The sequence below is a fragment of the Xanthobacter pollutisoli genome (genome assembly GCF_040044995.1).
In the GTDB taxonomy this organism is placed as follows: domain Bacteria; phylum Pseudomonadota; class Alphaproteobacteria; order Rhizobiales; family Xanthobacteraceae; genus Xanthobacter.
The window spans coordinates 26,856-40,233 of record NZ_JBDZDP010000027.1 but is presented as its reverse complement, the minus strand read 5'-3'; the positions used below and the strand labels follow the sequence as shown (position 1 = coordinate 40,233).

The 13,378-nt window shown below is 66.0% G+C and carries 19 protein-coding genes; 11 read left to right on the top strand and 8 right to left on the bottom strand.

Features of this window, described 5'->3' with window-relative positions; genetic code table 11:
• Nucleotides 1-646: 646 nt before the first annotated feature.
• From ABLE93_RS24490 to ABLE93_RS24460, 7 genes are all read left to right on the top strand, one after another.
• Entirely contained in the window at nucleotides 647-1,495 is an 849-nt protein-coding gene (locus ABLE93_RS24490) for an electron transfer flavoprotein subunit beta/FixA family protein (RefSeq protein WP_348842312.1), read from the top strand.
• Between the two features lie 37 nt (nucleotides 1,496-1,532).
• A complete protein-coding gene (locus ABLE93_RS24485; RefSeq protein ID WP_348842311.1) occupies nucleotides 1,533-2,642 on the top strand; it encodes an electron transfer flavoprotein subunit alpha/FixB family protein in 1,110 nt (369 codons plus the stop codon).
• Between the two features lie 12 nt (nucleotides 2,643-2,654).
• A complete protein-coding gene (locus tag ABLE93_RS24480; RefSeq protein WP_348842310.1) occupies nucleotides 2,655-3,962 on the top strand; it encodes an FAD-dependent oxidoreductase in 1,308 nt (435 codons plus the stop codon).
• Between the two features lie 79 nt (nucleotides 3,963-4,041).
• The gene (locus ABLE93_RS24475) at nucleotides 4,042-4,341 is read left to right on the top strand and encodes a ferredoxin family protein (protein ID WP_348842309.1); all 300 of its coding nucleotides are present in this window, start codon (nucleotides 4,042-4,044) and stop codon (nucleotides 4,339-4,341) included.
• Between the two features lie 105 nt (nucleotides 4,342-4,446).
• Complete coding sequence (locus ABLE93_RS24470; protein WP_348842308.1) at nucleotides 4,447-5,214, top strand: 4Fe4S-binding leucine-rich repeat protein; 768 nt, start codon at nucleotides 4,447-4,449, stop codon at nucleotides 5,212-5,214.
• Between the two features lie 242 nt (nucleotides 5,215-5,456).
• Entirely contained in the window at nucleotides 5,457-6,218 is a 762-nt protein-coding gene (locus ABLE93_RS24465) for a dienelactone hydrolase family protein (RefSeq protein WP_348842307.1), read from the top strand.
• 219 nt (nucleotides 6,219-6,437) lie between these two features.
• Nucleotides 6,438-6,782, top strand: coding sequence for a hypothetical protein (locus tag ABLE93_RS24460; protein WP_348842306.1), 345 nt, complete (start codon nucleotides 6,438-6,440; stop codon nucleotides 6,780-6,782).
• Between the two features lie 301 nt (nucleotides 6,783-7,083).
• Here the strand turns inward: ABLE93_RS24460 and ABLE93_RS24455 are convergent, their stop codons facing one another.
• Nucleotides 7,084-7,569, bottom strand: coding sequence for a hypothetical protein (locus tag ABLE93_RS24455; protein WP_348842305.1), 486 nt, complete (start codon nucleotides 7,567-7,569; stop codon nucleotides 7,084-7,086).
• A gap of 262 nt (nucleotides 7,570-7,831) precedes the next feature.
• Between ABLE93_RS24455 and ABLE93_RS24450 the strand changes: the two genes are divergently transcribed.
• Both ABLE93_RS24450 and ABLE93_RS24445 read left to right on the top strand, forming a co-directional pair.
• Nucleotides 7,832-8,077 carry a hypothetical protein gene (locus ABLE93_RS24450; protein ID WP_348842304.1) on the top strand — a complete coding sequence of 82 codons (246 nt, stop codon included), beginning with the start codon at nucleotides 7,832-7,834 and terminating at the stop codon, nucleotides 8,075-8,077.
• Between the two features lie 107 nt (nucleotides 8,078-8,184).
• A complete protein-coding gene (locus ABLE93_RS24445) occupies nucleotides 8,185-8,424 on the top strand; it encodes a hypothetical protein (protein ID WP_348842303.1) in 240 nt (79 codons plus the stop codon).
• A 75-nt stretch (nucleotides 8,425-8,499) separates the two neighbouring features.
• Here the strand turns inward: ABLE93_RS24445 and ABLE93_RS24440 are convergent, their stop codons facing one another.
• The 4 genes from ABLE93_RS24440 to ABLE93_RS24425 form a co-directional block, all read right to left on the bottom strand.
• Nucleotides 8,500-8,934 (bottom strand): group II truncated hemoglobin, encoded by a 435-nt coding sequence (locus tag ABLE93_RS24440; RefSeq protein WP_348842302.1) that lies wholly within the window; start codon nucleotides 8,932-8,934, stop codon nucleotides 8,500-8,502.
• 137 nt (nucleotides 8,935-9,071) lie between these two features.
• Nucleotides 9,072-9,239, bottom strand: a complete 168-nt coding sequence (locus tag ABLE93_RS24435; RefSeq protein ID WP_348842301.1) for a hypothetical protein — start codon at nucleotides 9,237-9,239, stop codon at nucleotides 9,072-9,074.
• Nucleotides 9,240-9,270: 31 nt separating this feature from the next.
• Nucleotides 9,271-9,591 (bottom strand): DUF6156 family protein, encoded by a 321-nt coding sequence (locus ABLE93_RS24430; RefSeq protein WP_348842317.1) that lies wholly within the window; start codon nucleotides 9,589-9,591, stop codon nucleotides 9,271-9,273.
• Nucleotides 9,592-9,752: 161 nt separating this feature from the next.
• Nucleotides 9,753-10,202, bottom strand: coding sequence for a Rieske (2Fe-2S) protein (locus tag ABLE93_RS24425; RefSeq protein ID WP_348842300.1), 450 nt, complete (start codon nucleotides 10,200-10,202; stop codon nucleotides 9,753-9,755).
• Between the two features lie 167 nt (nucleotides 10,203-10,369).
• On the opposite strand from ABLE93_RS24425, the gene ABLE93_RS24420 reads away from it, so the two are divergent.
• Together ABLE93_RS24420 and ABLE93_RS24415 are read left to right on the top strand one after the other, a co-directional pair.
• Nucleotides 10,370-11,020 carry a glutathione S-transferase family protein gene (locus ABLE93_RS24420; protein WP_348842316.1) on the top strand — a complete coding sequence of 217 codons (651 nt, stop codon included), beginning with the start codon at nucleotides 10,370-10,372 and terminating at the stop codon, nucleotides 11,018-11,020.
• A 77-nt stretch (nucleotides 11,021-11,097) separates the two neighbouring features.
• The gene (locus ABLE93_RS24415; protein WP_348842299.1) at nucleotides 11,098-11,382 is read left to right on the top strand and encodes an aldehyde dehydrogenase; all 285 of its coding nucleotides are present in this window, start codon (nucleotides 11,098-11,100) and stop codon (nucleotides 11,380-11,382) included.
• 89 nt (nucleotides 11,383-11,471) lie between these two features.
• On the opposite strand, the gene ABLE93_RS24410 is transcribed toward ABLE93_RS24415, so the two are convergent.
• The 3 genes from ABLE93_RS24410 to ABLE93_RS24400 all read right to left on the bottom strand — a co-directional run bounded on the left by ABLE93_RS24410 (nucleotide 11,472) and on the right by ABLE93_RS24400 (nucleotide 13,330).
• A complete protein-coding gene (locus tag ABLE93_RS24410) occupies nucleotides 11,472-11,867 on the bottom strand; it encodes a DUF59 domain-containing protein (RefSeq protein WP_348842298.1) in 396 nt (131 codons plus the stop codon).
• A 75-nt stretch (nucleotides 11,868-11,942) separates the two neighbouring features.
• Entirely contained in the window at nucleotides 11,943-12,422 is a 480-nt protein-coding gene (locus ABLE93_RS24405; RefSeq protein WP_348842297.1) for a tetratricopeptide repeat protein, read from the bottom strand.
• A gap of 44 nt (nucleotides 12,423-12,466) precedes the next feature.
• Nucleotides 12,467-13,330, bottom strand: coding sequence for a xanthine dehydrogenase (locus ABLE93_RS24400; RefSeq protein ID WP_348842296.1), 864 nt, complete (start codon nucleotides 13,328-13,330; stop codon nucleotides 12,467-12,469).
• Between the last annotated feature and the right edge of the window lie 48 nt (nucleotides 13,331-13,378).

Below are 13,378 nucleotides of genomic sequence, written 5' to 3'. Positions count from 1 at the left end.
TCCGTCGACGAGAGCCAGATCGGCAAGACCGCCGCCGAACTCGCCGCAGGCTGAGTTGTGTTCGACGGGTCGGCTTCGGCCGGCCCGTCTCCCGGACGCCCATCCGAGTGGCTTGCTTCCCTTGCAGCGTGCCATCGATATTTCGTCAGGATGAGCGTGACCTTTTCGATACGCCTTTTCAAACACCGTACGCACAAGACTGCAGAGACGACCGGTCCCTCGCCGCAAGGCGGGGGACCTTTTGCAAGCAGCGGCCCGCCATCTCCGCCTCCGTTTCCCGCCGCTCGGCTTTCCCGACACTCCCGCCCAGATCTCCCCGCCTGAGAGCTGGCGCTCTCCGACAAACATCTTCTTTAACCTGCTCCACGCCGGCGCTTCCGACACATGCGACACGTCGCGATTACGACGCGACATTCGGAATGCTTCTCAACACCAACACTGCCATGCGGACAGCGGCCAGGCTGTCGCCTTCCTGACAACAATCCTGCGCCGGGCCGCGCCGAGGCCACGGCACAGAGCCGACAATCACCCGATCGGCTCTATAAATCGTTGAAAGTGCGAATGATTCACAAACCGGCGGGGCTTGGCACGCCGTTTGCCAGTCATGGCTCGTGAGCCGCGGTGATTTTTGGCTCGGAGCAAATTCATGCACATCGTCGTCTGCATCAAACAGGTCCCGGATTCGGCGCAGATCCGCGTCCATCCCGTCACGAACACGATCATGCGGCAGGGCGTGCCGACGATCATCAACCCCTATGACCTGTTCGCGCTCGAAGAAGCCATGCGCCTGCGCGACACCTTCGGCGGCGAGGTCACGGTGCTGACCATGGGTCCGCCCTCGGCCGAGGATTCCCTCCGCAAGGCGCTGACCTTCGGCGCCGACCGCGCGGTCCTCCTGACCGACCGCTTCTTCGCGGGCTCCGACACGCTGGCCACCAGCTTCGCCCTCGCCACCGCGATCCAGAAGATCAGCGAGACCTGGGGGGCGCCGGACATCGTCTTCACTGGCAAGCAGACCATCGACGGCGACACCGCCCAGGTGGGTCCCGGCATCGCCAAGCGCCTCGGCCTCATGCAGATCACCTACGTGGCCAAGGTGGCGGAGTTCGACCCCGCCGAGCGCACGGTGACCCTGGAGCGCCGGGCCGAGGGCGGCACGCAGGTACTGAAGTCCAAGCTGCCCTGTCTCATCGCCATGCTGGAGGCCACCAACGAGATCCGCCGTGGCTCCATGGTGGATGCGCTGCGCGCCGCCCGCATCGAAGTGGTGAAGTGGAACGCCAAGGACGCCGGCGTCACCGACATGAGCAAGTGCGGCCTGAAGGGTTCGCCGACCATCGTGAAGAAGGTGTTCGCGCCGAGCCCGCGGGCCGAGAAGGCAAAGATCATCGAGGCGCCGGAGGGCGGCAATGTCGCCGAGACGCTGATCGCCGAGATCTTCACCGCGCAGCCCAGCCTCGAAGCCGACCTGACCGCGCTGGCGCGTGGATTCTGACGGCCCGCGCCGCAACGAGACGAGAGAGCCGACCATCATGAGCGAGCCCAAAACTCCCCCAGCCCCCGCCGCCGCAGGGCGTGCCTCCACCAAGAAGGAGCTGCCCGAGCACTTCAAGGGGTACAAGCACGTCTGGGTGTTCATCGAGCAGGAGCGCGGCCAGGTTCATCCGGTCTCCTGGGAGCTCATGGGCGCAGGCCGGAAGCTCGCCGACAAGCTCGGCGTGGAGCTTGCCGCCGTGGTGGTGGGCGCGGAAGGCGAGACGGTGCGCGGCGCGGTCGCCGAGTCGTTCTGCTACGGCGCGGACCTCGCCTATGTGGTGGCGGATCCGGTGCTGACCGATTATCGCAACGAGGCCTACACGGCCGCGATGACCGACCTCGTCAACACCTACAAGCCCGAGATCCTGCTGCTCGGCGCCACCACCCTCGGCCGTGACCTCGCCGGCGCGGTGGCGACCACCCTGCTCACCGGCCTCACCGCCGATTCCACCGAGCTGGACGTGGACGCCGACGGCTCGCTGGCGGCCACCCGGCCGACCTTCGGCGGCTCGCTCCTCTGCACCATCTACACGCTGAACTATCGCCCCCAGATGGCGACCGTGCGCCCGCGCGTGATGCCCATGCCGATCCGGGTGGAGAAGCCCATCGGCAAGGTCGTCGAGCACAAGCTCAGCGTGGTCGAGGCCGACATCGTCACGAAGATCCTCAACTTCATCCCCGACCGCGATTCCAACAAGGCGAACCTCGCCTATGCGGACGTGGTGGTGGCCGGCGGCATGGGGCTCGGCTCGCCGGAGAACTTCCAGCTGGTGCGCAACCTCGCCGCCGCCATGGGCGCCGAATACGGCTGCTCGCGGCCGCTGGTGCAGAAGGGGTGGGTCACCTCCGACCGGCAGATCGGCCAGACCGGCAAGACCATCCGCCCCCGGCTCTACATCGCCGCCGGCATCTCCGGCGCCATCCAGCATCGCGTGGGCGTCGAGGGCGCGGACCTGATCGTCGCCATCAATACCGACAAGAACGCGCCGATCTTCGACTTCGCCCATCTCGGCATCGTCACCGACGCCATCCGTCTGCTTCCGGCCCTGACGGAAGCCTTCGCCAAGCGCCTGTCCGCCCACTCCAGCGACAAGCTCGCCAGCTAAAGGATCAATCCGATGATCGACGAAAGGTTTGATGCGATTGTCGTCGGCGCCGGCATGGCCGGCAACGCGGCGGCCTACACCATGGCGAAGCGCGGCCTGAAGGTCCTGCAGCTGGAGCGCGGCGAGTATTCCGGCTCGAAGAACGTGCAGGGCGCCATCCTCTATGCCGACATGATGGAGAAGATCATTCCCGATTTCCGGGAAGATGCTCCGCTGGAGCGGCACCTGATCGAGCAGCGCTTCTGGATGATGGGCGAGAATTCCCACACCGGCCTGCACTACAGGTCCGACGACTTCAATGAAGAGAAGCCGAACCGCTACACCATCATCCGGGCGCAGTTCGACAAGTGGTTCTCCTCCAAGGTCCGCGAGGCCGGCGCCCTGGTGGTTTGCGAGACCACGGTGACCGAGCTGGTGCAGGACGCCTACGGCAAGGTGATCGGCGTGAAGACCGATCGCGGCGGCGGCCAGATCCACGCGGACGTGGTGGTTCTGGCGGAGGGCGTCACCGGGCTCCTCGGCGCCCGCGCCGGCCTGCGCAAGATCCCCAAGCCCACGGAAGTGGCCCTGGCGGTGAAGGAAATGCACTTCATGCCGCAGGAGGTCATCGAGCAGCGCTTCAACGTGAAGGGCAACGAGGGCGCGGTGATCGAGGCGGCCGGAACCATCTCCAAGGGGATGACCGGCATGGGCTTCCTTTACACCAACCGCGAATGCGTCTCGGTCGGCCTGGGCTGCCTCGTGTCGGACTTCCAGAAGAGCGGCGAGTCGCCGTATCAGCTGCTGGAGAAGTTCAAGAGCCATCCGTCCATCGCGCCTTTGCTCGAGGGCTCGGAGGTGAAGGAATATGCCGCCCACCTCATTCCCGAGGGCGGCTACAAGTCCATCCCGCAATTGTACGGCGATGGATGGGTGGTGGTGGGCGACGCAGCCCAGTTGAACAACGCCATCCACCGCGAGGGCTCCAACCTCGCCATGACCTCCGGCCGCATCGCCGCCGAAGCCATCTTCCAGGTCAAGTCCCGCAAGGACCCCATGACCACCGCGAATCTCGCGCTCTACAAGAAGATGCTCGACGACAGCTTCGTGATAAAAGACCTTAAGAAGTACAAGGACATGCCGCAGCTTCTGCACATTCAGTCGCAGAACTTCTTCCTCACCTATCCCCAGCTCGTCAACAAGGCGATGGAGAACTTCGTCCGTGTCGACGGCACGCCGAAGAAGGAAAAGGAGAAGCTGACGGTGAAGTCCTTCACCTCCGCGCGGTCGTGGGCGGGCCTGTTCGGCGACGCCTTCCGTCTCGCCCGCGCCTGGCGCTGAGGGCGTTGAGGCTCAGCATTTTTTGATCCCTTGCGCGCGGCGGGCGAGCCCCGTCGCGGCCAACCTCCGGAGATTTCCGATGGCCAGCACCGAAACCGCAGTCCGCGTCGAGGACAAGCTCTTCCAGAACCGTTACCTTGTGGACGCCGGCCGTGCCCACATCAAGGTCCGTCCGCACACCACCCCCTCCCCGGCCCTGCTTTCTCTGCTCACCACCTGCCCCGCCCGCTGCTACGAGATGAACGACAAGGGCCAGGTCGAGATCACCGCCGACGGCTGCGTCGAATGCGGCACCTGCCGCATCATCGGCGAGCCCACCGGCGACATCGAGTGGAACTATCCCCGCGGCGGCTACGGCGTTCTCTTCAAGTTTGGCTGAGCAAAGCCCGCGCATGAGGTCCGGCGGGGGTGCCTGGGCACCCCCGCAATGCCATCTGGATCACTGGCGCGCTCCCCCCTAGACTGGGCGCGGGAGGACGCGCTCATGTCCACACTCATGGCCGGAGAGCCAGACATCGCCCTAGAGGCCCTCGACTGGCAGGGACGCCCGCTGCGCTGCCAGGATTGCCCGCACGAAGACATTCACGCCGAAGGCCGGTGCGACATCGGTCAGGTCTGCGTCGCCGACCGCCGGCGCAAGCGCATCGACCGATTCTTCGCCCGGAATGCGACGCTCGCGGCCCGCTACCTCGACCATCCTTATTTCGAGGTCCGCGCGCTCGCCGCGCGGCATGCGAGCGTCTTTCTGCTTGCTCAGTTGAAGTCCGATCCCGAACCTGACGTGCGCGTGGTCTGCGCCATGCGGCTGCCGCTGGCGCGCATATCCGACATGCGGTTCGACCCCGAGCCGCGGGTGCGTATGGCCCTCGCCGAACGCCTTGAGGGCAGCGAGCTCGTGCCCCTCCTGTCGGATTCCGACTATACGGTGCGCATGGCCGCCGCCCGGCGGGCGCCGCCGGATGCACTGGTCTATCTGATGCGCGACCCGGAAGTGGACGTCCGCCGTGTCGTCGCCCGGCTCCTGCCCCAGGCGCACCTCACCCGCATGGCCGACGATCCTGATCCGCTGGTGCGCATGGTGGTCGCCGAGCATCTCGATCCCGAGCGCCTCGGCCCGCTGGCCGGGGATCCCGACATGCGGGTGCGCTTCATCGTGGTGGAGCGGATCATTCCTCAGCTCCTCGCACCCCTGGTGACGGACGAGGTGCCTCCCATCGCAGAGGTCGCGCGCCAGCGCCTCGCCGCACTCTGATCCACGGCATTTGCCTCCCGCCGGCCCGCGTGGCCGGCGGCTCAAGCGCGTGCGCGACTGCGACGCGTTCGCATGAATTCGCGTGCTGCGCTGCCATATATTTCTTTCGCTTTTGCGTATTCTCCTTGACCTCGGCAGATTTGCTCTGTCGTGGCATCCATTCTGCATGGTCATGCCGTTGATGAATGGCAGAACGAGCGTTCCTGCCCCACGAGAGAGTCGCTCGAGAACCGAGGAATGCCATGATCGAAGTCACAGCAAATGATGTGAAATTCTCCGCCTATCGCGCGGATCCGGAAGGCGCGCCCAAGGGCGCCGTCGTGGTTCTCCAGGACGTCTATGGTGTGAATGCCGACATTCGCAAGATCGCCGACGACTTCGCGGCGGCCGGCTATGTCGCCGTCGCTCCCGCCCTTTTCGACAAGGTGAAGTCGAGCATCGAGCTCGGGTCCGACGCCGCCGCCGAGGGCCGCAGCCTCAGCGCCGAGGTCGGTACCGACTGGTCGCTCGAGGCCATCCAGGCCACCGTCGACACGGTGAAGGATGCCGGCAAGGTCGCTCTCGTTGGCTATGCCTGGGGCGGCTTTCTCGCCTACACCGCGGCCAACCGCCTGAAGGGTGTCGCCTGCGCCATCGGCTACCATGCCGACGGCCTCCTCGAAGGCGTGATGGAGAAGCGTCGCATTCCGACCCTCATCCATTTTGCCGAGCAGGACCCGGAGATCACCGAAGAGGAGATGATCCAGTTCCGCGCCCGCCGGCCGGACGTGTCGGCTTTCTCCTATCCCGACGCCACCCGCGGCTTCGCCTATCCGGCGAGCCCGGCCTACAACGCTGCGGCGGCCGACCAGGCGCTGGAGCGGACCCTGTTCTTCGTGTCACAGTTCGTCGTCGGCCAGGGACCCATCCAGCTGAAGAATTCGGGCGCCTATGCGCAGGCGAAGACCGAGAAGAAGGGCAAGAAGAAGCCCGAAGCCGACGACATGGGCCCACCCCTCGACTGAGGCGGCGGTCCTCTTTTGGACGATTGGCCGGCACGCGCTCCCCCCATGGGAGCGCGGTCGGTGCTTTGTGCTTTCCTCTGTTCGGGCGCGCCCCTGACAAGGCGAGGCCGCGAGAGGCGGAATCCGAAGATCCGCGGCGCGCAGCGCTTGACGTGGTCCGGCGGCAGCAGATCATGAAAGCGGGGCGGCGATGTCGACGCCCGGCACGGGAGGGCACCCATGAGCGTGATCGAGCACGATTTCGGGGCCGGCAAGCGGCGCAAGGAAAAGCGTTTCCGTGATCTGCTCAGCCTCGATGCCCTGCACGAGCAGAATGTGCGCAACAATCCCCTGCCCTATCTGGAGCGGGCGAGCGAGCGCATCTACCAGCTGGAAAAGACCATATTCGAGGCGGCGCTGGCGGCCCGGCCGGCTGCGGCGGATGAGACCACCCCCGACGGCGCACCGGTCCCGACGGTCACCATCACCATTTCCGAGTATCGGCGCCTGCTGGCCTGCCGAAAGCTGGTTGATACAGCGTTGGAGGAAATCCAGGCCCGTCCGCAGGATGACGACGGCCGCTGACATCCAGCGCTGGTCCCGCGCGATTCTTCGCGCATCATCGGCGCTAGGCGTCGTTCCTCTGAGACGACCAAGCGAAACAGTCCGCGGCGACACGGTCGCCGCGGACCTGTCAGTTACATCAATCTGAACGTCTGCCCGGCCAAGCCATCAGCGCATCCCGACGTCCTGGCGCCGGGAACCTCCCGCCCCCGAGGCCACCGCGTAAGGCCACAGACCGGTCGACGAACCAGCCCATCTCGCACCAAGGCCTTCGCCCGGCTTCCCGGACGAAGGCCTCGCCGACGGAACCTTGCGCGAACGCTCAGTTATGCACGGAGGGCGGCGGGGTCCACTGGTAGAGATCACCCCACCCGTTGAGCGCCTTCACCTCGTGAACGAAGCCGAGCTCGCCCAGCGCGGCCGCAAGGCCGAGCTGCTCGCCGCTCTTCACGCTGGCCAGCAGCGGCACCTTGCGCCCCTGCAACTCGCCGAGGAGCGCGGGAAGAACCTTGTCCTCGCGCGCCGTGGGCGCCACCGCCGCATAGGCGACGTGAATCGCCTCGCTGTTGCGGAAGCCCCACTCGAACTGGTCCCGGCGGGCGAGGAGCGCACCGACGATGCCCTTCTCATCGTCCACGACGACGGGTGACAGGCCCGAGGTGCAGCACGCCATCAGCTCCGACAGCAGGGTTTCCTGCTCGGCTTCGTCCTCCAGCTTGAAGGGGACGTCGGCGGCCACCTGGCGCAGGAGCCCCCAGATGCCTTGAACGTCACTCAGGGACGCCATGCGGCGGGTCAATTCGGCCATAACATCATCTCCAGAGAAGGCGAAAAAAGAACTTGCAGATTTTAGATGATCAGCCAGACTTTTCAATATTCGTAGTCCACTCCTCGCGATATTTCGCAATGTCGCGAAGCATACGCCGCGCGCTCAATTCCCTGTGGGATGCGCGACACTGTCGTGTGTGCGACAGCCAAGAGCGGCTCCGTGTCTTCTGGCAAGAACCTTGCTCGCGCCGGAGGGGCGGGGACGACGCGCTGCGCCCCGCGGCATTGGTTTGGAGCAAGGCATGTCGACGACCGAAGGATTTTTCATCGATTGGGACGGGAATGCGCGCAGCGTCGACGATCCCGGCGGCGGCTATCTGTGCGAGACCGACCGCGTCGCGAAATATGTCGCGGTGACCACGAAGACCGGCACGCTGGTGCACGAAGGCACTTTCTACAAGACCATGGATGACATCGCGAAGGCCGGCATCAAGGCGTCCTTCGTGCCCGGCTCCCACCCGTGGGGCTCCAAGGAGGACGGCTTCTGAGCCGCACCGTCGGCGGCGCGCGGCTCCCCCGGGCCGCGCCGCCGGCGCAAAGACAGTCCACGAACGCACCCCCGATCGACCTCACAGCCAGAAACGGAGATTCGGCGATGCTCCCGACGACGATTCTCATCGACGAGGCCCCCCGCTGCGTCGTGCGCCCGAACGACACCAAGGCCCTCACCCGCTTCCTGCGCAATGCCAAGGCGTATCTCCTGGCGGAGAACCCGGACGGCAAGATCACCCATCGCAACGCCTCGGAGGACGAGGTGGCACGCTGGAGAAACGGTCTTGCACTGCATCAGGCCTGGGGCGGGTCGGACGAGGATTTTTTCGGCATACCCTTGTAGGCGCCTTCCGCGTCAACGCGGCGTCGCGGAACGGTCAGCGGTCTCGTGTGGGCCAAGGATGATGCACGCCGTCCTTCAGGGCCGGGCGGCGTGACCGACGGTGTCGTGCGGATTGCCGGCGGTGTTGCGCATCCAGTCCGCCAATTTCGCCATGGCGCCATAGATCTCGGCGCGGGCCGCACCATCAGCCACCGTCTCCTCCAGCGCGCCGCGCATGCAGAGGAGCCAGGCATCGCGCTCGGCATTGCCGATGGAAAATCCCATGTGCCGCTGGCGCAGGCGCGGATGGCCCTTCTCCACCGAATAGAGCTTGGGGCCGCCGGTCCATTCGGTCAGGTAGCGCTTCAGCACCTGCTTGGTCGTGCCCAGATCGTCGGCGTGCATCTCGCGTATGCCGCGGGCTTCGGGCAGGGTGTCCATGCGGGCGTAGAAGGCTTCAACCAGCCGGTCGATCACCACCGCGCCGCCCAGGCGCTCGAACATCGTCACCGTCTCGGTCACTTCCGACATGGTCCACCTCACGAACGCGGATCGGCCGGGCGGGCTCAGGGCGCGGTCGGCCGGTCTCTCTTCAGGTGAGAGGCGATCTGGGGCAACGGTGCCGCCCCCAAAGGATCGCACTCTCGCGGCCGCGGCCCCTTGGGGCCCTATTCCTCCATGTTGGGCAGAAGGATCACCTCGGCCGGAGCCCCGGCCCCCTGCGCCTCGACGAAATCGAGGGCGGATACGAGGGAGAGCCCGCCGTCCGCTTCCATCAGCACCACCGCATCCTGCGGCATCTTCCCGAGCGCTTCGAGCAGTTGCGCGACGGTCATGACCTGATGCCCTCCCGTTCGGCCAGGCCCATCAGGCCGGCCCCAGCGATGCGCCGGCCTCGTCGAAGGCCACGACCACCGTATCCTCGTCCGTCATGCGGACTTCGGCCCGCTGCAGCGCGCCGTTGCCGTGATAGGCGTAGCGGTGCGCCAGCTCCACCTCGCCATAGACCATCTTGTCGAAACCGGTCAGCTGCCCCGCCGCATCGAACCATGCGCGGATAAAGGTGTTGCGATGGGTGAGCTGCGCCTCGGGGATTTCCTCCACCAGGCGGAACGGCATCTTCACGCCCGTATAGGTCACGAAGAAACGGCACGCCCCCTCGTCCCCCGTCGTCGCAGCACGCGTCATTTGCACCCCGCTCACGCCCACCTCCGCCAAACCGGCATCCCCCAAACCCGTCTTGCCCGAACCGGCGATCTCGGCCCTCGCCGGCGCCCCTCCCTCCGCGGACGCCGTTCCCGACGCGCGCGCGAGAGACCGATCGGGCGTCGCGGGACCGCGTGCGCCGCTCAATCCGGGGAAATCATGATCTCCATGGTGTCGTCGAAGTCGTCGTAAGGAAAAGGGCGTGCCTCTTCCTCCACCAGGGTGACGCCGCACAGGCACACGTCCGCGCCGACCACCGCAAGGGCGATGGGCTCAAGATGTTCGCCCTCGCACGGCCCTTCCATGCAGGCGCCGCTCTCGATGTCGAACAGCGCGCCATGGCGGCCGCAGCGCAGGCGGGTGCCCTCCTTGTTGAAGAACTCACCGCCGCCGATATTCAGCCAGGCGCCCTTGTGGGGGCAGACGTTGACGTAGCCGACAAAATCCCGCGCGCCTGTGCGCACCACGACGATGCGGAACGGACGGGCCTCGCCCTCCGGCGTGATGCGCGAGAGGTCGAACGCCTTGGCTCGGCCCGGATCAATCTCGCGGGTCTCGCAAATGGCGTAGATTTCGATTTCGTCGCCAGCCATCCGTTCCCACCCGGCCCTCCCGAAAAGCGCCGGCTCCTGTCGCAAATAAAACAGTCTGTCGCGACCCGTCGCGCGCTTGGCGCGCACGGCTGCAACTGCGCCGATATTTGCATGAAGCATGCCGGAAGACGGCGCCGCGGCGCCGCAAGGACGCTCCAATGGCCGCGATGAAGCTCTACATGACGCCCGGATCCTGCTCCACCGGCATCCACATCATCATGGAGGAGCTGGAGGAAGCGTTCGAGGCGCACATCGTGAACCTTCCCGCGGGCGACCACTTCAAGCCCGATTATGTGGCGGTCAATCCGAAGTCGACCATTCCGGCCCTGGTGCGCCCGGACGGCACCGCGCTCACGGAGGTGGTCTCCATCGCCTACTGGCTCGCCCGCACCCGGGGGCGCGGTCGCCTCTGGCCCGCCGATGCGGACGCCGAGACCCAGGCCCTCGAAACCATGGTCTATGTGGTGTCCACGGTTCACGGCCAGGGCTTCGCCCGCATCTTCGCCACACCGAGCTTCGCCGCCGGCGCCGACGACCAGAAGCGGGTGGAGATGCTGGGCCGCGACATCGTCCGCCAGGGCTTCGCCATCCTCGACACGGCCCTCGCCGGACGGGACTATGTGGTGGGCGCCTTCTCCGCCGCCGATGCAGTGCTGTTCTATGTGGAATTCTGGGCCGACAAGACCGGCATCGAGCTGCCGGCGAACCTTGCGGCGCACTACTGGCGCATGCTGGAGCGCCCGGTGGTGCAGCGGGTCCTCCGTGAGGAAGGCTACAATCTGACCCTGCTCGGAGCACAGCCGACACGGCCCCATTAAAAGGCGCCCTGAGCACCCTTTTTCCACCTGCACGCAGGCTCGCTCCCGAGCTGCGGCGGGCCTGACCGGAGACCCCGATGGCCGAGATGTTCGTGGTGACCGAAGCCAACCAGGACGACATGTCCCGCAAGGCCGGCATCTTCCTCTATTGCGACACCAAGCTCTGGCTCGAGGGCAATGTGGTCCATCGCGACGACGGCCCGGCCATCATATCGCCTGACGGCGTCGAGCGCTGGTATCTCTCCGGCGCCGACATGACGCGGCAAGTGAAGGCGTTCTTTTCCGCCAACAAATGGCCGCTGGCGCCGGGCCTGAACGACGACGACAAGAAGGCGCGATTCGCCGCCGAATTCCTGCGCTGAGGGATCTTTCAGCCGCGATCGAGCCGCTGAAATGCGAATGGCCGGCTGAGGGGCCGGCCATTCGCAGTCTTGACGGATGCCGCGCAGGCTCAGATGAGCCCGAGTTCCAGCTGGACCTCGTCGCTCATGCGCGATTTGTCCCACGGCGGATCGAAAACCAGCTTCATCTTGACGTCGGAAACGCCGGGTACTACGGCAACCGCCTCCTGCACCCAGCCAAGCATCTGCCCGGCCACCGGGCAGCCCGGCGCGGTCAGCGTCATGTCGATCTCGACCACGCCGCCATTCTTGACCTCGATCCGGTAGATCAGGCCGAGGTCGTAGATGTTGACCGGAATCTCGGGATCATTAACGGTTCGCAGCGCGGCGATGACACCTTCCAGGAAGGCGGCTTCATCTTCCGGAATTTCTTCAAAATTGCGCACTTCGCCATAAAGGATCATCGTCGTCGGAGCGGCAATGCCGTGATCTGTAGGCTGAGTCATGTGCCCATTGCCTCCTGCCCCCTCATCATACCAGACTACATAGCAAGCAGGATGCCAGATTGCCCAGACCGCGGGTCAGTCCAGCCCCTCGGCAAGGGCCGCGACCACCGGCCAGCCAACCGCGCCAGTGGGATCAAGCACTTTCAGCGCCTCAAGCTTTTCCGCCGCCTCGTCCGGGCGATTCTGCCGCAGGTTGATGAAGGCCAGCGCCTTCAGCGTGTAGAGCGCAAACCGGCCGGCGCCCTCGGGGAGAATGTCGTAGGCGTGCCACTTGTGCCAGTCGAGATCCCATCCGGCCTGGCTCGCCGCCTCCTTGAGCCCACCCTGCGCGGCAGCCTCGGCCTCATCCAGATTGCCCTGGTAGGTGTGGATCTTGTAGAGGCAGAAATAGACCGGCAGCTCGGTGGGCGCCGTGGCCAGGGCCTGACGGAACAGTTCGTCCGCCCGCTTGCGGTCCTTGCGATAGGCAATGACACCCTGCTGCAGCAGGGCATTCACCTGGTCGGAAACCTCGCCGAAATTGATGACGTCGGTGTTGGGCAGCAGCTCGATCATCGGGTGGTGCCGTTCGCTGTGTGTGGCGGAAGGCCCCGCTGGGATCACTTCACCAGATGGGGATGGGGCGATGTATCGGCGGGCCGGGCGCTGCGGAAGGTCAGCGCCCGGCTCACCGCCTTGGCGATGACGAGAGCCCGGGCGTCGAGCCCGGTCCAGTCGGCGCCGCGGCCGCGAGGGTCGATCTCCAGGAGCTTCACCCCGGCGGGCACCTCGGTTCCGTCGCGCACGACGCCACGCACGATGCCGTCGAACGGCGCGCGGATGGGATCGTTGCCGAGAAAGCCGATGTGGAAGTCCTTGTAGACCCGCGTCCCGATCTCGATGGCCGTGTGCCACCGGCCCGCCACCGCGGAGTGGACGAAGCGCTCTGCCGCCACGTCGCCAAGGGGGCGAGCGACGCCGTCCGCCGGATCGGTAGGACCGGCCTGGATGATCCGCCCCTCCTTGCCTGGCCGGGTCTCTATGGCGAGGTCGCAATTGGTCCCGCCGCTGAAGCCGGGGCCAAGGCCGATGGTGAGGCGCGCGAGACGCCGCAGGTCCGGCGTCACCTGATATTTGTTCATGCGGGCGTCCACCAGAAGATCGATGGACCCGAGCACGATGAGGTCGAGCAGGCCGAGGCTCGTCACCAGCACGCTGCCGTTCGCGAGGCCCGCGCGCACCGCCACGCCGGTGTCGGCGCGCTCGGCGCGCACGCCATCCACCTGAACGTCGTCCTCGAACAGGGCATCGTGAAAGGCCATTTTCCGCCGGATCACCGGCGGAATGGGATCGTGCGACAAGACGACGCCGTATCCGCCCCGATGCAGGCCGACAGCAACGGCCGACGCGATCTCGTTGGTGCCGAGGATCGTCGCGAAAGGGCGGCGCGCGTAGCTTCGACCTTGCTGTTCCAAATCGCTCATTACGGTTCTCGTTTGCAGCGGGGCGACAAGCCGTAAGCAAGACGCGGG